Here is a 20,758-nt window from a genome sequence, read left to right on the forward strand (position 1 = left end):
AAACGTCACATCCGGAAAATGATCCGGCGGTGCTTCTCCAGCGTATCCTTGGCATTGAAAGCAGTGACAGGCCGAGGCTTTAGGTGAAACAGTCAAAACAGGCGGGGGCATCCATCGGCACCGCGCTGATGTGGTTCAGGCAGGATTTGCGCCTGGCCGATAACCCGGCACTCGCCGCCGCCGCATCCGGCGGCCTGCCCGTGATGGCTCTATACATCCTTGACGACAGTCTGCCCTGGGCAATGGGCGGCGCCAGCCGCTGGTGGCTGCACCATTCGCTCGCCGCACTGGATGCCGAACTGCAGCGGCAATATGGCTTCGGCCTCACGCTGCGGCGGGGCAAGGCCGAGACGCTGCTGCCGGCCCTGGCCGCAGAATGTGGCGCTGTAGCCGTGCACTGGAATCGCTGCTACGAGCCCGCCGCCATCGCACGCGACACCGCGATCAAAGCCGCCCTGAAGCAGCAGGGCATCGCCGCCGGCAGCCATAATGCCGCACTGCTTTACGAGCCATGGACGGTGCAGACCCAGGGCGGCTCCTGGTTCAAGGTCTACTCCGCTTTCTGGCGTGCCTGCCGTGCGCTTGGCGATCCGCAACCGCCACTACCGGCGCCTAAGACCATCAAGGGCATCACCGGCATTGCCAGCGATACCCTGGAAAGCTGGGCCTTGCTGCCGCGCAAGCCCGACTGGGCCGGCGGTTTGCGCGATAGCTGGGTGCCGGGCAGCCTGGGTGCGGAAACCCTGCTTGGCAATTTTCTCGATCACGCGCTCAATGGCTATGCCGAGCAGCGCGACCTGCCGGCCATCACCGGTACATCGCGGCTATCGCCGCATCTGCATTTCGGCGAGATCGGGCCACGCCAAGTCTGGCAGGCAGTTCGGCTGGCTGTCGATTCAGGATCGAGTGCTGTAGCCAAGCATGCCGAGAAATACTTGAGCGAGCTGGGCTGGCGCGAATTCTCGCATCACCTGCTCTATCATTTCCCGGAATTGCCGCAGCAGAATTTCCGCGCCGATTTCGACGCCTTCCCCTGGAACCGGGATGAAGCTGCCTTGCAACGCTGGCAACGCGGCCAGACCGGCTATCCCATCGTCGATGCCGGGATGCGGGAGCTGTGGCATACCGGCTGGATGCATAACCGCGTGCGTATGGTGGTGGCTTCCTTCCTGGTGAAGCATCTGCGCCAGCATTGGCGCGAAGGCGAAGCCTGGTTCTGGGATACGCTGGTGGACGCCGATCTCGCCAATAATGCCGCAAGCTGGCAATGGGTGGCGGGCTCTGGCGCCGATGCCGCGCCATATTTCCGCATCTTCAACCCGATGCTGCAAGGCGAGCACTTTGATCCCGAGGGCGCGTATGTGCGCCGCTGGGTGCCGGAATTGAAAGCCATGCCGGCACGCTTCATCCACAAGCCCTGGGCGGCACCCGCTTCGGTGCTGCACGAAGCGGGCGTGAAACTCGGCACCACCTACCCGCTGCCGATGGTGGATCATGATGCCGCCCGCGCCCTGGCACTCACCGCCTTCAGTTCGCTGCGCGGCCAGGATGCCGCCCCGGCGGAAGCAACGGCCGGGCGCCCGCGCAAACTGCGGCGAGCATCATGAAAATCGCGATCATCGGCGCTGGAATAGCCGGCCTGGGGGCCGCCTGGGCATTGTCACGGCAGCGGCAGCATGAGGTTACCGTGCTGGAGGCCAATGCCTATCCCGGCGGCCACAGCAACACCGTGGACGTGGACTACGACGGCACACGCATTGCCGTCGATACCGGCTTCATCGTTTTCAATAACTGGAATTACCCGAATATCGAGAAGCTGTTCGCGCATCTGAAGGTACCGTCGTTAAAAAGCGATATGTCCTTCTCGGTCTCGGTCGGCACCGGTGCGCAGCGCGGCCAGCTTGAATGGAACGGCAATACCTTCGGCAGCCTGTTCGCACAAAAACGCAACCTGTTGTCCCTGCGCTTCCATCGCATGTGGCGCGATATTCTTCGCTTCAATCGCCATGCCGTGCTTGATCTCGAATCCGGCCGGCTGGGAGGCCTCACTCTTGGCGCCTATCTTGAGCGCGAAGGCTACAGCGAAAGCTTCATGCTCGACTATCTGCTGCCCATGGGGGCGGCTATCTGGTCGGCGCCGTTGCGCGACATGCTGGCTTTTCCCGCCGTCACCTTCGCGCGCTTCTTCCGCAATCACGGCCTGCTCAGCATCAATGACCGGCCGCAATGGTCAACTGTACTGGGCGGCAGCCGCGAGTATGTGCGCCGCCTGATCGCCGACAGCCGTATCGACCTGAAACTGTCAACTCCGGTGCGCCAGCTGACACGCGCTGCAGATGGCGTGCTCCTGCACACCGACACCGGATCGCGAGGGCCGTTTGATCAGGTATTGCTGGCCTGTCATGGCGACCAGGCCTTACGCATCCTGGGAGAAGAGGCAAGTGAACAGGAGCGAGCGATCCTTGGTTGCTTCCGCTTCCAGCCGAACCGCGCGATCCTGCATCGCGACCTGAACCAGATGCCCTTGCGCCGCCGCGCCTGGGCAAGCTGGAATTACCTGTCCGAGCCACGCCGGGATCTGGAGCGCCGCGTTGGCCTCACCTACTGGATGAACCTGCTGCAAGGCATCGACAATCGCCATCCGCTATTCGTAACGCTCAACCCGATTGAAGAGCCAGATCCAGCCAAGGTATTCGCGCGCTTCGACTACGAGCACCCACTATTCGACAGCGCTGCCGTCGCCGCGCAGAGCCGGCTTGAAGAAATCCAAGGCCGCAACCGCCTGTGGTTCGCCGGTGCCTGGTCTGGCTATGGCTTCCATGAAGATGGCTTCACTGCCGGTCTGCGCGTTGCCGCTGCCCTTGGCGCCACCCTGCCCTTCACCGCTGAATTGGCACCGCGTCATCTGGAGGCGGCATGAACGCCGCAGCACATGAGAAGGCCAGCCTTTATTGGTGCCGCATCATGCATGAGCGGCTGCTGCCCTTCCGCCATAAATTCACTTACCGCGTCTTCTCACTGCTGCTCGACATTGATGCCTTGCCTGAACTGGCACGGCATTCGGCATTATTCCGCCACAACCGCTTTGGCCTCTTCTCCCTGCACGATAAGGATCATGGTCCGCGCGATGGCTCGCCGCTGCGTCCCTGGGTAGAGACGCAACTGCGCCAGCATGGTCTGGATGCGGCGGCGGCACATATCCGCCTGTTCTGCTTTCCTCGTCTGCTCGGTTATGTGTTCAATCCGCTCAGTGTTTACTTCTGCTATGATCAGCTCGATAGGCTGCGCGCCATCCTTTATGAAGTGAAAAACACCTTTGGCGATCAGCATGGTTATCTGATCGAGGTGGAGGATTGCGGCGAAAGGCTGTTGCGCCACGGTGTGGCAAAGCAATTCCATGTTTCGCCATTCATGCCGTTATCTGGTCAATATGATTTCTGCATCCGGCCACCGGCAGAAAACATCGCCATCCAGATTCGCCACACTGGTGCCGAAGGCTTGCGGCTGCTGGCCACCCAAACCGGGCGCCGGGAAGCTTTCAGTGATCGCGCGCTATTGAAGGCCTGGCTGCGCCATCCGCTGATGACTCTGAAGGTTATTGGCGCAATTCACTGGGAAGCCGCGCGGCTTTGGCGCAAGGGCGCCGCTTTCTTTCGCCGGCCGGAGCCTCCGGTCAGCGCCGTCAGTCACATCTCCTCTCCTGTAAAGCATGCCCCCGGAGACTAGCGTATGAGCGACTATGCCGCTGCCTCGGCCGATGCCATTCCCGCCGGCCGCCGCAACAATCCATTGGCTGCACCGATAGAATTGCACTCGCCGCAGGATGCGCTGCGATTGCCCAATGTGGAACACTGGACGCGACTCATGCTGTCACTGGCTCCGCATACCTCGCGTGGCTCCATCACCATCGGCCTGCCCGATGGCAGGCGAATACTGGCGCGTGGTGACCAGCCCGGCCCCAACCCCGAAATCACCTTGCGTAACAACCATTTTCCGAAGCGCATGCTGCTTGGCGGCAACCTCGGCGTTGGCCAGTCCTACATGGATGGGGATTACGATTGCGATGATATCGGTACACTGGCGCACTGGGCCTGTATCAACACCGAACTCGACAACACATTGATGGGTAAACCCTGGTTGCGGCTGCTGCGGCGCATGGCGTTCACATTCAGCAACAACACCAGGCGGGGCAGCCGGCGCAACATTGCATATCACTATGACCTCGGCAACGAATTCTATGCTCACTGGCTCGATCCTTCGATGACCTATTCCTCTGCTATTTTCGAGCATGAGGACCAGGTACTGGAGCAGGCACAACAGGCCAAATATCGCCGCCTGGCCGGCGAGGTTCTGCAACTCAAGCCGGGAGAGCGTGTGCTGGAGATCGGCTGCGGCTGGGGTGGTTTTGCGGAAGTTGCGGCGCGGGATTTTGGCGCGCAAGTACATGGCATCACGATCAGCCGTGAACAGCATGACTATGCCAGCAGGCGCATCTTTGAGGCCGGGTTGGCCGATAAAGTGAAGATTGAACTACGCGATTATCGCGACACGATGGGGCAATACGATGCCATCGCTTCGATCGAAATGATCGAGGCCGTGGGGGAGAAATTCTGGCCGGCATATTTCGGCACGATACGCAACCGGCTGAAACAGCATGGCCGCGCGGGTCTGCAAGCCATCGTGATTCAGAACAAATATTTTGAAAGCTATCGCGGCACCATGGATTTCATCCAGGCGCACATCTTCCCTGGCGGCATGCTGCCAGCACCGATAGTGATTGCTCAGCAGTCTGAGCGCGCCGGCCTGCGGGTGGCTCGCGCAGAAGGCTTCGCGCTCGACTATGCCCGCACCCTCAGGGAATGGACGGAACGCTTCCAGGCAGCCTGGCCGCAATTGCGCGCGCTCGGCTTCGACGAACGCTTCCGACGCATGTGGCTCTATTACCTGGGCTCCTGTGAGGGCGGATTCCGCGCCAACTGCATCGATGTGCAGCAGCTTCGCCTCGATCCTGCTTAAGAAGCCTCAGCTTCCGCAATCACAAACTGGTCGGGTGCCAGCAGGCGATAGCCAACACCAAGTTCGGTGACGATATAGCGTGGCCGTGCCGGATCACGCTCCATCTTCTGGCGCAGCTTGCGCATGAAGATGCGCAGATAATGTCCATCCTCGACATGACTGCGCCCCCAAACCTCGGTAAGCAATTGCTCATGCGTCACTACCTTGCCGGCATGACGGGCCAGGAATTGCAGCAACGCGTATTCTTTCGGCGATAGCTTGATCTCACGGCCTTCCAGAAAAACCTGGCGCCGCACCATATCAACACTCAATTGCCCGACAGCAAAAACCGGCTGACCGGCCACCGCCGGCATGCGGCGCAGCAAGGCATGAACGCGCGCCACCAGTTCCGGCATCCCGAATGGCTTGGTGATATAATCGTCGGCACCAAGCTCCAGCGCCCGCACCTTCTCGGCCTCGCGACTGCGCACCGAAAGAATCAGGATCGGCAACCAGGACCATTCACGGATGCGGCGCAACACATCCAGGCCATCCATGTCCCCAAGCTGCAGGTCCAGCACCACCAGATCCGGATTCGAGGTGGTCACCGCTTTCAAACCCTCGGCGCCAGACTCCGCCTCAACCACCTCGTAGCCTTGCACCGCCAAGCCGGTGCGCAGGAAACGCCGGATCTGCAATTCGTCGTCAATCACCAGAATCCTGCGCGCCCGACTCATGCCGCCACTCCATCCTTTTCAAGCATTGCCGCTGTCATGCGCGGCAATGATACCTGCATCTGTGTACCCTGGCCCGGACCGGCACTTTCCACCACGATATGGCCGCCACAGGCTTCCACAAAGGCACGGGCGATGGTGAGGCCAAGGCCGCTACCATCAGGTTCGCCGCTGCCTTCGGCGGCACGATAGAATTGATCGAAAATCCGCTCGGCCTGATCCGGCGTCAGGCCACGGCCGGCGTCCCGCACATAGAGCCGCACCTGCTCCGGCTCAGACATCGCCCCAACCTCCACTACGGAACCGGCGGGAGAATATTTCGCCGCATTCTCCAACACATTCACCAGCGCCTGCTGCAATAGCACGGCATCGCCGCGCGCCAGCGGCATCTCATCAGGCAACCGCAATTCCACGCGATGCTGTTTCAGGCTCTGGCGCGTCTGGCGCAGGGCCACCTCCACCACTTCCACCAGATCCACCGCCTCACGCTCCGGCTTGAGATGGCCAGCGCGGATACGGGTAAGATCGAACATACGACCAATCATGCGATCGAGATGCTGCGCGCCATCGCGCACCATCCCCAGCAATTCACTACGTTCCTGTTCGGTGCAGAGGTCGATATACTTCTCCAGTGTCGTTGCCGAGCCAAGAATGGATGAGAGCGGCGTGCGGAAATCATGTGAGATCGAGTTGATGATGGCATCGCGCAGCTCGTCGGCCTTGCGATCGACACGGATGCTTTCAACACGCTCGGCTAGCCGCATGCGCTCCAGAACATTGGCGATCAATTCAAACAGGGCTGCCACAAACGCGGTCTCATTCGGCGCCGGAAAACGCATGGCGCCTACAGCCAGGATGCCAACCGGGCGCTTACCGTGGCGGATCACACGTAACAGCCAGTCGGAACTCAGTCCGGCGCGCGCCTTGTCACGCCCTTCAGGTGACTCCTGCCATAGCCATTTCGCCTTGGCGATATCGGCCTGCCCTGGCTGCATGCCACCAGCCACCGCTACCTGCATCAATTCGCCGTTGCGCGGCAGCAGCAGGGCGCAGGGTTTTCCGAGAATGGCATAAAGCTCCTGCGCAATGGCACCAGGCAATTCATCTGTATCAACCACGGCGGCGAAACGGCGGCTGGCTTCGTAGAGTTGGCTCATGCGGAATTCGCGTTCGCGAGTCTCCTTGGCCGAGCGTCGGGCCCAATCTGCCACCGCGCCAACCACCAGCGATATGACACTGAAAATTACCAGGTCGATCACCTGGATTGGATCATCGACCGCGAAACTAAAGATCGGCGCGTAGAAAAAATACGCCGATGAGGCCAGGGTAAGCAGCACAGCCACCAGTGCCGGCAACAGGCCCCAGAGCATGCCAGACAGCAACACCACCGGCACGAAAACCAGCGACAGTGCCACCGCTGGCGTGAACTGTGTCACACTGTATGTAGCCAGTGACGCCAGCCCAATGAGCAAGGTGGTGGCTATATAAGGCTTTAATCGCTGCATGCGCTCAGTCTAGCGCATCAGACATAGCCGCAATAAGCCTTTATACCCTCGGTATTTACAGGATTTTTACAACAATCCCCCCTTCGGTGGGATTGCAAATTTACAGCCTTGCATGGTCCCGTCCGCAACGTGGGATAGGCCGAATCCGGCCGCCGCACAGGGGAAAAATCAAATAGATGCGGATACTTCTGGCCTACAGCACCGCCGTTGACCGCTTCAACACCTGGGTCGGATGGATCGCCAATTGGCTGGTGTTGTTTTCCTGTCTGATCAGCGCCGGCAATGCCTTCTCGCGTTACCTGTTCAACGCCAGTTCCAATGCCTGGCTGGAAATCCAGTGGTACATGTTCGGCGCCATGTTCCTGCTCGGCGCTTCCTACACCCTGAACCGCAACGAGCATGTGCGCGTCGATCTGGTCTATGGCGGCGTCTCCACCCGCACCCAGATCTGGATCGACCTGATCGGCGGTATCCTGTTCCTGTTGCCAGCCACCGTGATCATCGGCTGGCTGTCCTGGCCGATGTTCATGAACTCCTACATGATTGGCGAGGTATCGACCAATGCCGGTGGTCTGCTGCGCTGGCCGATCAAGATCTGCGTGCCGATCGGCTTCCTGCTGCTGACGCTGCAGGGCCTCTCCGAGATCATCAAGCGCATCGCCGCGCTGCAGGGCCACCCCGAATTGCTCATCAAATACGAAAAGCCGCTGCAGTAACCACTGCGCGCAAGCCACAAGGATTCGGCCAATGATCCCGTTGGATTGGATGGCGCCGCTGATGTTTGGCGGCCTGGTTGTATTCATGCTGATCGGTTATCCGGTCGCCTTCTCGCTCGCTGCCGTGGGCCTGTTCTTCGGTTTCATCGGCATCGAGGAAGGCTTCTTCCACATGACGTTGCTGCAGGCGCTGCCCGAGCGCGTGTTCGGCATCATGGCCAATGACCTGCTGCTGGCGATTCCGTTCTTCACCTTCATGGGTGTGATTCTTGAACGCTGCGGCCTGGCGGAAGATTTGCTCGATGGCCTGGGCCAGGCATTCGGTCCGATCCGTGGCGGCCTTGCCTATGCGGTGATCCTGGTCGGCGCCGTGCTCGGCGCCATCACCGGCACGGTGGCGGCCTCGGTGATCGCCATGGGCCTGATCTCGCTGCCGGTGATGATGCGCTACGGCTACGACATGCGGCTGGCCACCGGCGTCATCGCCGCATCGGGCACCATCACGCAGCTGATCCCGCCCTCCCTGGTGCTGGTGGTGCTGGCCGATCAGCTCGGCCGCTCGGTCGGCGACATGTATGCCGGCGCCATCGGCCCCAGCATGATCCAGGTGGCGCTGTTCTGCCTCTACATCTTCGTTGTCAGCATCTTCAAGCCGCAATGGGTGCCGGCATTGCCGCCGGAAGCGCGCACCATCCATGGCTGGGCGCTGGTGGCCAAGGTGGCCTGGGGCATCGTGCCCTCGCTGGTGCTGATCTTCCTGGTGCTCGGCACCATCCTGCTCGGCCTTGCCACCCCCACCGAGGGCGGCGCCATGGGCGCGGTTGGCGCCATGGTGCTGGCAGCGATGCACAAGCGGCTGAGCTGGAATCTGATGTGGCAGGGCATGGGCTCCACCATGCGCATCACCTCCATGGTGGTGTTCATCCTGGTCGGCTCCACCGTGTTCGGCCTGGTATTCCGTGGCGTGGACGGCGATCTCTGGATCGAGCATCTGCTCACCAGCCTGCCTGGTGGCGCCGTCGGCTTCCTGATCTTCGTCAACATCTTCGTTTTCTTCCTGGCCTTCTTCCTCGATTTCTTCGAGATCGCCTTCATCATCATTCCGCTGCTGGCGCCGGTGGCACAGAAGCTCGGCATCGACCTGATCTGGTTCGGCGTCATGCTGGGCGCGAATATGCAGACCTCGTTCATGCATCCGCCGTTCGGCTTCGCGCTGTTCTACCTGCGCGGCATCGCGCCGCCGCAGGTGAAGAGCCGCGACATCTATTGGGGCGCCATTCCCTGGGTGGGCATGCAGCTGATCCTGGTGGCGATCCTGATCTTCTGGCCGGAATCCGTGACCTACTGGCTCGACAAGGACACCATTGTCGATCCCAGCAACGTTACCATCGAGTTGCCAGTGGAAGCTGCCGACTCGGCAGACGATCCGGCACCGCCGAACTACGCCAACGATGGCGAAAAGGGCGAGGCCGACAATGATGCTGAAGAGGAAACTGAAGCCGACTAATGCACGCCGAGACGGCGGCGCAGGAATCGAATGACGGGGCCAAGCAGTGGCAGCCGGCCATAGAACTGGCTGCCAGCATCCCAATGGTCGAGATGCGCCGCGACCCGGCCATCCGGCATGAAATGCAGTTCCGTCACCCCCTCTACTTCCCAGGGCTGCGGCACATTCAGACGGCGCGGCTTGAAGTGAAAACGCCAGATCAGAAACGCCTTGTCCTGCTGGCGCACACTGCCGCTGATGGTGAAGCGTATATCGGTGCAATCTTCGTACATGGCGGTGAAAATCCGCAGCATGGACTCCACACCTGTGACTTCACTGAATGGATCCCGGAACCGTACATCCGGCGTCACCAGATCGCGCAGGCCGGACAGGGTTTCGGGAGACAACGCCTCAAAATAGGCTGTGTAGCGCCCCAGCGCCACGGCGATGGGATCGGCAGCTGTGGCTTCAGACACAGGCATTGGGTGAGTCTCGCTCATCGGATCAGTTTCCGCATCAGGGGCAGATACAGCGCATAAGGCAGCAGTCGCAGGACTTTCAGGATGCAGGCGAAGCGGCGCGGGAAAACAATCTCGAAAGCGCTACCATGCTCCAGTGCCTGGTAGAGCTGTTCGGCGGCGGTCTCTACTTCCATCAGGAAGGGCATCGGGAAATCATTCCGGTCGGTCAGCGGTGTGCGCACGAAACCGGGATTGATCAGGCGCATCGTTACACCGCGCGGCTCAAGCTCGATGCGCAGGCTCTCCGCCATGTTGATCAATGCAGCCTTGCTGGCACCATAGGCCGCAGCCCGCGGCAGGCCGCGATAGCCGGCTAGCGAAGCATTGATGGCAATCTGCCCCTGGCCACGGGACAACATGCGCGGCAGCAAAGCTTCCAGGCAATACGCCACACTCATCACATTGGTTTCCAGCAGACTGGCGACTGTAGCGGCACTGAACTGCTCCGCTGAATCCGGGATATGCGTGCCGGCATTCAGCACTGCGAGTCGGATCGGACCGGCTGTGCGTTCGATGGCATCCACCAATGTATCAGCGCAGCCCGCCTTGGTCAGATCACCAGCCTGAACATGGAAACATCCGGGCTGACCAGCAGCCGCCAAGGCTAGGTTGGAAAGGGTTTCCGTGCGGCGCGACGTGCCGGCGACAGCGCCACCGGCGGCGAGATAACGCTGCGCCAGCGCCCGACCAAGGCCCGAGCCGGCTCCCGTGATCCAGACAACGCCTGGCATGGCGTTCATGGTACAAATCTGCGGCCCCTGCCCGCCTGCTTTGCAGCCTGCGACGGCTGCTCAAGCGCGACAACCGGAACAGCCGGGATCAGGAAGCGAGTCTTGCCCATTGATTGAGTATCCAGCCAAACGGCCCCTGGAAGCGCATCGGCGCATCGGTCACGGCCAGGCAGATGCAGGGTTGGTCGGTCATCGCTACGGGACGGTGTTCGACGCTGCCATCGGCAACCTCGACATCGCCGCGCCGGAAGGCCCCCCGTTCATCGGTGAAACCGCCACGCAAGACCAGGGTCATTTCCTCGCCGCGATGGCCATGCATCGGCATCGACTGGCCTGCGGCAATGCGCAGCAGGCTTACCATCCCGCCACGGGCCTTTGGCAGCGGCAGCGCAACAGAATGAAGCCCGGCACCGCTCCAGCGCCAGGGCAATTGATCAAGATCGTCACCGATATAGGCCGCCAGGGGTTTGGGCATTTCCGTGGCCGGATACCGGGAGGATTGCGGTGGGGCAGGCAATCCGCCTTCCAGCTTGTCCAATGCGGCCTCCAGGCTACCCGGCTGCAAATCCGCCGGCACCGCTCCGTTGAGCAGTTCCCCACCGGCAACTTCCAGGCGGCGCAGTTCGGCACGGCAATGCGGGCAGAGGGTCAGATGGCTGGCAACCACCAGAGACCACGCTTCGGCCAGGGTGCCGGCAGCGTAATCAAGCAGCCATGCGGCTGGGATATGGTGCTGTGGATGCGTGGCCATGGGTCTATCTGTAGAATCAGTCAACAGCTTTACCAAGCGTTGCCCGGCGGATTAAACATTCTACGTTATCAAAACCTTGATGGATCACTGCCCAGGGCAGTGAATTGCCAGGAAGCAATGATCTTCTTTTTCTACGGCACGCTATGCGATCCGGATGTGCTGGCTCTGGTGCTGGGTTACCGGCCTGGCCGGCATCAGCTCAAGCCCGCCATCCTGCCCGGTTTTCGGCGCAAGATTGCCCAGGGACGCAGCTATCCTGTGCTGCGACCGGCGCCTGGTGGCCAAGTGCAAGGCTGGCTGTTCCATGCCCGCAGCCCCGAAGATGGACGGCGCCTGGATGCCTATGAGGGGCCGGAATACCTTACCCGCCGCCGCCTGGTATGGCCGCAAGGTGCTGCGGCACCGCGGCTAGCAAGGCTTTACCTGCCATTTCCCGGTCGCCTCGGCGCCGGCAATGCCGACTGGGAACTGCCGCAATGGCGGCGACACTACAAGGCGGCTTTTATCAAGCTTCTCCTGCAACAGACCGAAGCCGATTCCGCATGCGCAAGAACCCCTCCGAAGGCCAACCCTTTCCCGTCGACCTGATCGAGCAGCGTGCCACCTTCCGTGGCCACCTCAAGATCGATGAACTGCATCTGCGCCATGGCCTGTTCAATGGCGGCATGAGCGAGCAGATGTCACGCGAGGTGGTGTGGCGGCGCGATGCCGTGGTGGTACTGCCCTATGATCCGAAACGCGACGAGGTGGTGCTGATCGAGCAATTCCGCGCCTCGGCCCTGTTCAATGGCGACCGCGCCTGGATGGTGGAATTCGTCGCCGGGCTCATCGAGGATGGTGAAACCCCAGAAGCCGTCGGGGTGCGGGAATTGATGGAGGAAAGTGGCCTGGAACCCCTGGGGGCACTGCGGCACGTCACCACCACCTACTCCACTCCCGGCTTCGCCAGCGAGCGTTTTCACCTCTATTATGCCCCGGTGGACGCGACCAAGGCCGGCGGCATCCATGGCCTGGTGCATGAACACGAGGATATCCGGGTTTTTTCCCTGCCTTTCGCGGAAGCTTATGCATTGTGGCAGCGCGGCGGCGCCCCCAACACCCCGGTCAGCATCGGCATCCTGTGGCTGGCGCTGCACCGCGAGAAACTACAGCAGGAATGGGGCGAACCCGACGGCTTGCCCCACCGCTAGGGGCTGGGTATAGACTGATCCCTCGCGAAAGGGACAGGTGGCATGGATTACCGTAACGGCTTTATCGAGAGCATCGGCAATACCCCGATGATCAAGCTGCAGCGCGCGTCGGAACTGACCGGCTGCACCATCCTTGGCAAGGCCGAATTCCTCAATCCCGGTGGCTCGGTGAAGGACCGCGCGGCGCTGTATATCGTGCGCGACGCCGAGGCCAAGGGCCTGCTGCGCCCGGGCGGCACCATCGTGGAAGGCACGGCGGGCAATACCGGCATCGGCCTGGCCCTTGTGGGCAACGCGCTGGGCTACCGTACCGTGATCGTGATGCCGGAAACCCAGAGCCAGGAGAAAAAGGACTTCCTGCGTCTCTGCGGCGCCGATCTGCGCCTGGTGCCGGCGGTGCCCTACAAGGACCCGAACAACTACGTGAAATATTCCGGCCGCCTGGCCGAGGAAATCGCCAAGAGCGAGCCGAACGGCGCTATCTGGGCCAATCAGTTCGATAATGTCGCCAACCGCGAGGCGCATGTGCAGACCACCGGCCCGGAAATCTGGGCCCAGACCGAAGGCAAGGTGGATGGCTTCACCTGCGCCGTCGGCTCCGGCGGCACCTTCGCCGGCATCCTGATGGCGCTGAAGCAGCGCAATCCGAAAATCCAGGTGGCGCTGGCCGATCCGATGGGCGCTGCTTTGTATAACTTCTACAAGCATGGCGAACTGAAGGCCGAGGGCAGCTCGATCACCGAAGGCATCGGCCAGGGCCGCATCACCGCCAACCTGGAAGGCATCACGCCAGACGACGCGTTCCAGATCCCTGACGATGAAGCCCTGCCAATCGTGTTCGACCTGTTGCAGCATGAAGGCTTGGTGCTGGGTTCTTCCTCGGGCATCAATGTCGCCGCCGCGATCCGGCTGGCCAGGAAGCTCGGCCCCGGCCACACCATCGTCACCATCCTCTGCGATGGCGGCGCGCGCTACGCCAGCAAGCTGTTCAATCCGGAATTCCTGCGCAGCAAGAACCTGCCGGTCCCCCCCTGGATGAACTGACCGCCCCAACCGAACTGACGCCCCGATGACCGACTTCCTGTTCCGCGACGACGCCTACCGCACCGATTGCCCCGCCACCATCACGGCGGTGGATGAGCGCGGCTTCCAGACCGATGCGACGGTGTTCTATCCGCTCGGCGGCGGCCAGCCCGGCGATATCGGCCAGTTGGTGCTGGAGAATGGCGACGTGGTCGAAATCACCGACACGGTGAAGGGGGATGGGCCGGAGGGTATCATCCACAAGCCGGGCGCGGGCAGCGCGGCCTTGAAGGTTGGCGCCCAGGGCGTGCTGAGGCTCGACTGGGAGCGGCGGCACCGCCTGATGCGCATGCATACCTGCCTGCATCTGCTGTCAGTTCTGGTGCCTTTCCCGGTCACCGGCGGCCAGGTCGGCGATGGCAAGGGCCGGCTGGATTTCGATATGGCCGACCAGATCCCGGACAAGGACACGCTGACGGCCAAGCTGAACGAGCTGATCGCCGCTGACCTCGCTGTTACTGCGCGCTGGATCACCGATGAGGAATTGCTCAACAGCCCCGACCTGGTGAAAACCATGGCAGTGAAGCCGCCAATGGGCATGGGCCGGGTGCGCCTGATCCAGGTGGCCGGCCAGGACAAGCCGCTGGACCTGCAGGCCTGCGGCGGCACCCATGTGGCACGCACCGGCGAGATCGGACCGGTGCTGGTGCGCAAGGTGGAAAACAAGGGCCGGCAGAACCGGCGCGTCAATCTCGAATTCGCGGCCCAGTAAGCCGACAGGGGGAAAACGATGACGTATGTGAATCCGGATGCGCTGGTATCGACCGAGTGGCTGGCCGAACATCTGAAGGCGCCGGACCTGCGCATTGTCGATGCTTCCTGGTATCTCCCGACCATGAGCCGCAACGGCCAGATGGAATACCGGGATTCCCATATTCCCGGTGCCGTGTTCTTCGATATCGACGAGATTTCCGACAGCGACAGCCCGCTGCCGCATATGCTGCCGAGCCCGGAGAAATTCGCCTCGCGCATGCGCCGCCTGGGCATCGGCGATGGCAACCGCATCGTGGTCTATGACGGCTCCGATAATCACCTTTCGGCGCCGCGCGCCTGGTGGATGTTCCGGGTTTTCGGCCATACCGACGTGGCGGTGCTGAATGGCGGCTTCAAGAAGTGGCGCGCCGAGGGCCGCTCGGTAGAGGACCTGCCGCCGCTGCCGCGCGAGCGCCATTTTACCGCCCGGCGCAATGACCTGCTGGTGCGTGATGTCGAGCAGGTCAAAAGCAACCTGACCGCCCAGCGCGAACAGCTTGTCGATGCCCGCAGCAAGGGGCGCTTCGAGGCTACCGAGGCGGAGCCCCGCATCGGCCTGCGCGGCGGCCATATCCCCGGCTCGCTGAATGTCCCTTCGTCGCTGATGACCGACCCGAAGACTGGGTTGTTCCAGTCGGCGGACGCGCTCAAGGACATCTTCGGCAAGGCCGGTGTCGATCTCTCCAAGCCGGTCACCACCACCTGCGGCTCCGGCGTCTCGGCCTGCATCCTGATGCTGGGCATGCATCTGCTCGGCCATCGCCAGCTTGCGGTCTATGACGGCTCCTGGACCGAATGGGGCAGCCGCGCCGACCTGCCGGTTGAACGCTGATCCGGGCCCCCGGGACCTCCCGTGACCGACAGCATCGCCCGGCCGATCTTCCGCCTGCCGCCTGCGGGCAAGCGCGCGGATGGGCGCTTCGATGTCACCGTGGTCTACCTGGACATGACCACAGCCCCTGCCGAGGTGCCGAACCCGGCACCGCTGCTGGATGCCAAGCTGGCACTGCTGAAACTGGATAACCCGACGCCAAGCTACTACCGCTACCTCTACACGGCAGTGGGCAAGCCGTGGCATTGGGTGGAACGGCACCGCCTCTCGGATGCCGATCTGACGGATATTATACAGCACAATGATGTTGAAATATTCGTGCCCTATATCGGCGGCGTGCCGGCCGGCTATGTCGAACTCGACCGCCGCGATCCGCCGATCAACGAGAACGGCGCCATCAACATCGCCTATTTCGGCCTGGTGCCCGATAGCCTCGGCCGTGGCCTCGGCCCCTGGTTCCTGCGCTGGGCGGTACAATACGCCTTCTCCAAGGGTATCCCGCGCCTGACGGTGAATACCTGCAACCTCGACCACCCGGCGGCCTTGCCGCTGTATCAGAAGGTCGGCTTCCGGCCCTACCAGAGCCGGGAAGCGGTATTCGATCCCCGGATCTGACGGCCCCCGCCGGCCCGCCCCAGTCACCCTGCCTCGTCACCTTGCTGACCGCCGGCTCCAGCCCTGGAGCCGTGTATGCCTTATGACACGCCCTGATCCGTTAATTCGGATTTACCATTTATTAACCATAACTCTCAGTGGCTTGTGGCAATAACTTAAGCCACCGGCTCCTGCATGCCGATCGCAGCATGGAATGGAGAGGCAACGCAGGATCGAATCGGATAGCCATCCTTAATCTTATTAATTACATCATATATATTTATTATCTTATTGATTTATAGTTATTATTACAATGAAATGGAAGTCGATAGACAGGTTGGATAAAGCTGGCAGCCATGGATAATCCTGAAAATTAACCATGCGTTAATAACTTAGTATTTACTGATTACTAACCATGTTTTCTAACACTTTTGATTAGATCAATTCAGGTTTGCTTCCGTGGGCGAGCGCCAATCCAGAATCTGCCATCCCAGGCCATCCAGGCGGCGGCTGACCCGGTAACGGGTGGCTGGCGCCGGGGTGGTGCGGCAGACCGGCTCAGCCTGACTGAGCAGGCCGCAATGGCGTCCAGCTATAGCGATCTCGGCCTCGCCGCTACCCAGCGGGGCAACCTCGGCCACGCGCCAGCTCCACCAATAGGCCTGGCGGCGCTGCTCTGCCCCAAACAATACCCCCGGAGGCGCGGCGGGCCAGACGGCGCGGCAGAGGGCTTCATCCCGGCGGGAGAAGCAGGCCAGCAGGGTTTCGACTGTACAGAGAGGCGTGGTGCTGCAAGCGCCCTGCCCTGGCTGGGTGGCGCCAAGCAGGCGATAGCCGGCAGGCGGATCGACGGCGGGCCAGTCGGCCGCCTGGGCAGAAAATGACAGAACGGACAGGACGAGGCTTAGCAGCGTGGCGCGCATGGCAGGTTCCTCCCTGCCCGCCAGTATACCGCTCAGACCGCCCCGGCCACCATGTTGATGCTGAGCGCCAGGATGGCGGTATTGAAGAAGAAGGACAGGATGCCGTGCAGCAGGGTCAGCCGGCGCATATGCCGGCCGGTCACCTGCACATCAGAGACCTGGCAGGTCATGCCGACGACGAAACTGAAATAGAGGAAGTCACCATAATCCGGCTTCTCCCGCCCGGGGAAATCCAGGCCGCCCTTCATGTCATCAGGGTCCTGGGTGGCCTTGTCGTCGCCATAGAACAGGTGGGCGTAATGCATGGCGAATACCACATGGATCAGCAGCCAGGCCAAAACCATGCCGGCAACACCGAGGCCCAGCCGCAGCGCCAGGGCCGCCCCCTGCTGCTGCTCCTTCTGCAACACCAGGAAGCCCAGCGCCGCCATGCTGGCAATGGCCGCCGCCACGATCAGCAGCATCACCAGTGCCCCCCGGCCATCCAGCGCCTGGGCGCGGCGGCGGAGCGCCGCCGGGGTGACGCCCTGCATGGCGATCCAGCAAAGCAGCAGATAGGCTCCGGAACCGGCAATCCAGGCCGAAATCAGCCGCAGCCCGGTGTCCAGACTTGCCAGGGGGAATAAATAGGCTGCCAGTCCTAGGGCAGCTGCCAGCAGCAGCCGTTGCGCCGCTGGCATGGTGTGAAGAAAGGGGATCGGTGCCATGGCTGAATGATCCTCCGCCACCCGCCGGCTGGCAAGCCGCCGGCCCCCATGGCACGAGGCAACAAAAAAGCGGGGCACCTGGCCCCGCTTCCTTGGTTTGGCCGGCTTGCCGGAAACTCAGTGCAGGATCTGGCCCAGGAAGGTCTTGGTGCGCTCGTTCTGCGGGTTGGAGAAGAACTCGTCGGGCGTGTTCTGCTCCACGATCTCGCCACGGTCCATGAAGATCACGCGATGTGCCACGGCCTTGGCGAAACCCATTTCGTGGGTGACGCAAAGCATGGTCATGCCGCCCTCTTCCGCCAGGCCGATCATCACGTCCAGCACTTCCTTGACCATTTCCGGGTCGAGCGCCGAGGTCGGCTCATCGAACAGCATGATCTTCGGGTTCATGCACAGCGAACGCGCGATGGCGACGCGCTGCTGCTGGCCGCCGGAAAGCTGGCCGGGGAACTTCTTCGCCTGATCCGGGATGCGCACGCGCTCCAGATACTTCATCGCCGTCGCCTCGGCCTCGGCCTTCGGCTTCTTCAGCACCCAGATCGGCGCCAGGGTCAGGTTCTCCAGCACGGTGAGATGCGGGAAGAGATTGAAGTGCTGGAACACCATGCCGACATCGCGGCGGATCACTTCGATATTCTTCAGGTCGTTGGTCAGCTCGGTGCCATCAACCATGATCTGGCCCTGCTGGTGTTCCTCCAGCCGGTTGATGCAACGGATCATGGTGGACTTGCCGGAACCCGAGGGACCGCAGATCACGATACGCTCGCCCTTGCGGACGTTGAGGTTGATATTGCGCAGCACATGGAACTGGCCGTACCACTTGTTGACGTTGCGCAGTTCGATGGTGGGGGAAGACGGATTGGCCATGCTTGAACTCCTCAGCGCTTATGCCCGGTGGCGAGCCGGGCCTCGAGTGCCTGGCTGTATTTCGACATCGAGTAGCAGAAGGCGAAATAGATGATCGAGACGAAGATATAGGCCTCCACCGAGAAGCCCTTCCAGGCGGTATCGGTGAGCGAAGCCTTGGTGGCGTTCATCAGATCGAAGATGCCGATGATCACCACCAGCGAGGTATCCTTGAACACCGCGATGAACAGGCTGACCATCGGCGGAATCACGATCTTCAGCGCCTGCGGCAGGATGATGCGGCCCATCTTGCCCCAGTAGCTCAGGCCAAGCGCATCGGCGGCCTCATACTGGCCCTTCGGGATCGCCTGCAAGCCGCCGCGTACCACCTCGGCAATATAGGCCGCCGAGAACAGCACGATGGCAAGCTGCGCACGCAGCAGCTTGTCGATGCTGACGCCTTCAGGGAAGAACAGCGGCAGCATGATCGACGACATGAACAGCAGCGAGATCAGCGGCACGCCACGGATCAGCTCGATATAGACCACGCAGAGCGTCTTGATCGCCGGCATCTTGGAGCGCCGGCCCAGCGCCAGCACCAGGCCGAACGGGAAAGCGAAGCCGATGCCGAAAGTAGCGAGGATCAGGGTAAGCGGCAGGCCACCCCAGTTGGTGTTCTGCACATAGCTGAGGCCCAGCACGCCACCCCACATCAGCACCGCGATGCTGGTGAGGCCGCCGACCCAGATATAGAGCAGCTTCATGTTCCAGAAGCGCCGCATGCAGCTGGCGATGATCAGCGCAATGTTGATCGCCGCCGCCAGCAGCGGCCGCCACTGTTCTTCATACGGGTAGAGGCCGAACAGGATCAGGCGGTGCTTCTCGACGATGAAGGCCCAGCAGGCACCACCACTGCCACGGCAGGCATCGGCGGTCGGTGCGGTCCATTTGGCCTTGATCAAGGCCCATTCGATAAAGCCCGGCACCGTCGACAGCAGGATGAAGACGACGAGCAGGGTGAGCATGATGTTGAGCGGCGAGGAGAACAGTTTCTCCCGTGCCCAACCGATGATGCCGGTCTGGCTGGCCGGCGGGCTCATGGTTTCGGTAGCTGCGGCCATGTCAGCGCTCCACCAGGGCGATGTGCTTGTTGTACCAGTTCATGAACATCGAGATCGACAGGCTGACGGAGAGATAGACACCCATGATGATCAGGATGCCCTCGATTGCCTGTCCGGTCTGGTTCAGCGTGGTGTTGGCGATCGACACGATATCGGGATAGCCGATGGCGATGGCGAGCGACGAGTTCTTGGTGATGTTGAGATACTGGCTGGTCATCGGCGGGATGATGACGCGCAAGGCCTGCGGCAGCACCACCAGGCGCAGCACCAGGCTACGCTTGAGGCCAAGCGCCGAGGCAGCTTCCCATTGGCCGTAATAGACCGCCTGGATGCCGGACCGCACCACCTCGGCGATGAAACCGCCGGTATAGATGATGAGGCCGAGCAGCAGGGCGGCATATTCCGGCGTCAGCGTGGCGCCGCCGGAGAAATTGAAGCCGGCCAGTTTCGGCACGTCCAGTTCCATCGGCGCGCCGCCGATCAGCCAGCCGATGATCGGCAGGCCGACAAGCAGCGCGATATTGGCGCGGATCAGGGGGAAAGCCTGGCCAGTCGCTTCCTGGCGCTTGCGCGCCCAGCGTGCGACGAAGATGCAGACCACGATGGCGAGCAGGAAGCCGATGCCGGCAAGATCAAAGGCGAAATGATCGGTTGGCGCCGGCACCTTGATGCCGCGGTTCGAGATGAACACGCCGGTGATCGGGTTCAGCGCCTGGCGCGGGCCTGGCGCGAGTTCGGTGATCAGCGCGTACCAGAAGAACAGCTGCAGCAGCAGCGGCACGTTGCGCACCACCTCGACATAGACCGAGGCGACCTTGGCCACCAGCCAGTTCTTCGACAGCCTGGCGATACCCATGACGGTGCCGAGCAGCGTGGCCAGGATGATGCCGACCACGGCGACACGCAGCGTGTTCAGGATGCCGACCAGAATGGCGCGGGCATAGGTGTTTTCCGGGCCGAAATAGATCGGGCTTTCGCCGATGGCGAAGCCGGCTTCACGGCTGAGAAAATCGAAACCTGACGCGATCTTGCGCGTTTCCAGGTTATGCAGCGTGTTGCTGACCAGGTACCAGATGCCCAGGGCAACAAGCCCCAGGGCCAAGACCTGATACACGACGGCACGCACCGTCGGATCGTTCCAACTCAGGTTGCGCTTTGGTGGCGCCGAACCTGCCATCCCCGATTGAGCCATGTGCCCCCCATGGCTTGAGTGTTGAACTGCCCCGGCGGCGACATCCGACGGGATTTACTCGACAAGCGTTCTTTCGAT

General features: G+C 61.8%; 22 protein-coding genes. 12 read left to right on the plus strand and 10 right to left on the minus strand.

Annotated elements, in window-relative coordinates:
* Positions 1 to 83: 83 nt before the first annotated feature.
* From ACQY7X_RS19700 to ACQY7X_RS19715, 4 genes are read left to right on the plus strand one after another with little or no spacing between them, the layout of a single operon-like run.
* Entirely contained in the window at positions 84 to 1,607 is a 1,524-nt protein-coding gene (locus ACQY7X_RS19700) for a cryptochrome/photolyase family protein (RefSeq protein WP_428247109.1), read from the plus strand.
* On the plus strand, positions 1,604 to 2,920 hold the full coding sequence (locus ACQY7X_RS19705) for an NAD(P)/FAD-dependent oxidoreductase (protein WP_428247110.1): 1,317 nt from the start codon (positions 1,604 to 1,606) through the stop codon (positions 2,918 to 2,920). Before ACQY7X_RS19700 ends, ACQY7X_RS19705 begins: the two co-directional genes overlap by 4 nt.
* Positions 2,917 to 3,726 (plus strand): DUF1365 domain-containing protein, encoded by an 810-nt coding sequence (locus ACQY7X_RS19710; RefSeq protein ID WP_428247111.1) that lies wholly within the window; start codon positions 2,917 to 2,919, stop codon positions 3,724 to 3,726. The genes ACQY7X_RS19705 and ACQY7X_RS19710 overlap by 4 nt, the downstream gene beginning before the upstream one ends.
* Positions 3,727 to 3,729: 3 nt before the next feature.
* Positions 3,730 to 5,016, plus strand: coding sequence for a class I SAM-dependent methyltransferase (locus tag ACQY7X_RS19715; RefSeq protein WP_428247112.1), 1,287 nt, complete (start codon positions 3,730 to 3,732; stop codon positions 5,014 to 5,016).
* Here the strand turns inward: ACQY7X_RS19715 and ACQY7X_RS19720 are convergent.
* Positions 5,013 to 5,732, minus strand: coding sequence for a response regulator (locus tag ACQY7X_RS19720; RefSeq protein WP_428247114.1), 720 nt, complete (start codon positions 5,730 to 5,732; stop codon positions 5,013 to 5,015). The genes ACQY7X_RS19715 and ACQY7X_RS19720 overlap by 4 nt on opposite strands.
* Positions 5,729 to 7,165, minus strand: coding sequence for a sensor histidine kinase (locus tag ACQY7X_RS19725; protein WP_428247115.1), 1,437 nt, complete (start codon positions 7,163 to 7,165; stop codon positions 5,729 to 5,731). The genes ACQY7X_RS19720 and ACQY7X_RS19725 overlap by 4 nt, the downstream gene beginning before the upstream one ends.
* 245 nt (positions 7,166 to 7,410) lie before the next feature.
* On the opposite strand from ACQY7X_RS19725, the gene ACQY7X_RS19730 reads away from it, so the two are divergent.
* On the plus strand, positions 7,411 to 7,950 hold the full coding sequence (locus ACQY7X_RS19730) for a TRAP transporter small permease subunit (RefSeq protein ID WP_428247117.1): 540 nt from the start codon (positions 7,411 to 7,413) through the stop codon (positions 7,948 to 7,950).
* Between the two features lie 31 nt (positions 7,951 to 7,981).
* Positions 7,982 to 9,457, plus strand: coding sequence for a TRAP transporter large permease (locus ACQY7X_RS19735; RefSeq protein ID WP_428247118.1), 1,476 nt, complete (start codon positions 7,982 to 7,984; stop codon positions 9,455 to 9,457).
* Here ACQY7X_RS19735 and ACQY7X_RS19740 read toward each other — a convergent pair.
* The 3 genes from ACQY7X_RS19740 to ACQY7X_RS19750 form a co-directional block, all read right to left on the minus strand.
* Positions 9,454 to 9,918 carry a nuclear transport factor 2 family protein gene (locus ACQY7X_RS19740; RefSeq protein ID WP_428247119.1) on the minus strand — a complete coding sequence of 155 codons (465 nt, stop codon included), beginning with the start codon at positions 9,916 to 9,918 and terminating at the stop codon, positions 9,454 to 9,456. The two genes, ACQY7X_RS19735 and ACQY7X_RS19740, sit on opposite strands and share 4 nt — an antisense overlap.
* 14 nt (positions 9,919 to 9,932) lie before the next feature.
* The gene (locus ACQY7X_RS19745) at positions 9,933 to 10,697 is read right to left on the minus strand and encodes an SDR family NAD(P)-dependent oxidoreductase (RefSeq protein WP_428247121.1); all 765 of its coding nucleotides are present in this window, start codon (positions 10,695 to 10,697) and stop codon (positions 9,933 to 9,935) included.
* A gap of 79 nt (positions 10,698 to 10,776) precedes the next feature.
* Entirely contained in the window at positions 10,777 to 11,439 is a 663-nt protein-coding gene (locus ACQY7X_RS19750; protein ID WP_428247122.1) for a ChrR family anti-sigma-E factor, read from the minus strand.
* Between ACQY7X_RS19750 and ACQY7X_RS19755 the strand changes: the two genes are divergently transcribed.
* The 6 genes from ACQY7X_RS19755 to ACQY7X_RS19780 are packed head-to-tail and all read left to right on the plus strand — an operon-like array spanning position 11,416 to position 15,912.
* Positions 11,416 to 12,027, plus strand: a complete 612-nt coding sequence (locus ACQY7X_RS19755) for a gamma-glutamylcyclotransferase family protein (protein WP_428247124.1) — start codon at positions 11,416 to 11,418, stop codon at positions 12,025 to 12,027. The genes ACQY7X_RS19750 and ACQY7X_RS19755 overlap by 24 nt on opposite strands.
* Positions 11,982 to 12,629: an NUDIX domain-containing protein gene (locus tag ACQY7X_RS19760; RefSeq protein ID WP_428247125.1), complete on the plus strand. Its 648-nt coding sequence runs from the start codon at positions 11,982 to 11,984 to the stop codon at positions 12,627 to 12,629. The genes ACQY7X_RS19755 and ACQY7X_RS19760 overlap by 46 nt, the downstream gene beginning before the upstream one ends.
* A 42-nt stretch (positions 12,630 to 12,671) precedes the next feature.
* A complete protein-coding gene (locus ACQY7X_RS19765) occupies positions 12,672 to 13,673 on the plus strand; it encodes a cysteine synthase A (RefSeq protein ID WP_428247126.1) in 1,002 nt (333 codons plus the stop codon).
* Positions 13,674 to 13,698: 25 nt separating this feature from the next.
* Positions 13,699 to 14,424 (plus strand): alanyl-tRNA editing protein, encoded by a 726-nt coding sequence (locus ACQY7X_RS19770; protein WP_428247127.1) that lies wholly within the window; start codon positions 13,699 to 13,701, stop codon positions 14,422 to 14,424.
* An 18-nt stretch (positions 14,425 to 14,442) separates the two neighbouring features.
* Positions 14,443 to 15,297, plus strand: coding sequence for a 3-mercaptopyruvate sulfurtransferase (sseA, locus tag ACQY7X_RS19775; RefSeq protein ID WP_428247129.1), 855 nt, complete (start codon positions 14,443 to 14,445; stop codon positions 15,295 to 15,297).
* Positions 15,298 to 15,318: 21 nt separating this feature from the next.
* On the plus strand, positions 15,319 to 15,912 hold the full coding sequence (locus ACQY7X_RS19780) for a GNAT family N-acetyltransferase (RefSeq protein WP_428247130.1): 594 nt from the start codon (positions 15,319 to 15,321) through the stop codon (positions 15,910 to 15,912).
* 419 nt (positions 15,913 to 16,331) lie between these two features.
* Here ACQY7X_RS19780 and ACQY7X_RS19785 read toward each other — a convergent pair whose 3' ends face one another.
* The 5 genes from ACQY7X_RS19785 to ACQY7X_RS19805 all read right to left on the minus strand — a co-directional run bounded on the left by ACQY7X_RS19785 (position 16,332) and on the right by ACQY7X_RS19805 (position 20,680).
* A complete protein-coding gene (locus tag ACQY7X_RS19785) occupies positions 16,332 to 16,814 on the minus strand; it encodes a hypothetical protein (protein ID WP_428247132.1) in 483 nt (160 codons plus the stop codon).
* Positions 16,815 to 16,846: 32 nt separating this feature from the next.
* Positions 16,847 to 17,521: a DUF1345 domain-containing protein gene (locus ACQY7X_RS19790; RefSeq protein WP_428247133.1), complete on the minus strand. Its 675-nt coding sequence runs from the start codon at positions 17,519 to 17,521 to the stop codon at positions 16,847 to 16,849.
* A gap of 117 nt (positions 17,522 to 17,638) precedes the next feature.
* Positions 17,639 to 18,388 (minus strand): amino acid ABC transporter ATP-binding protein, encoded by a 750-nt coding sequence (locus tag ACQY7X_RS19795; protein WP_428247135.1) that lies wholly within the window; start codon positions 18,386 to 18,388, stop codon positions 17,639 to 17,641.
* A gap of 11 nt (positions 18,389 to 18,399) precedes the next feature.
* A complete protein-coding gene (locus tag ACQY7X_RS19800) occupies positions 18,400 to 19,488 on the minus strand; it encodes an amino acid ABC transporter permease (protein ID WP_428247137.1) in 1,089 nt (362 codons plus the stop codon).
* Between the two features lies 1 nt (position 19,489).
* Positions 19,490 to 20,680 carry an amino acid ABC transporter permease gene (locus tag ACQY7X_RS19805; protein WP_428247139.1) on the minus strand — a complete coding sequence of 397 codons (1,191 nt, stop codon included), beginning with the start codon at positions 20,678 to 20,680 and terminating at the stop codon, positions 19,490 to 19,492.
* Between the last annotated feature and the right edge of the window lie 78 nt (positions 20,681 to 20,758).

The sequence above is a fragment of the Ferrovibrio sp. genome (assembly GCF_965278975.1).
Lineage (GTDB): Bacteria > Pseudomonadota > Alphaproteobacteria > Ferrovibrionales > Ferrovibrionaceae > Ferrovibrio.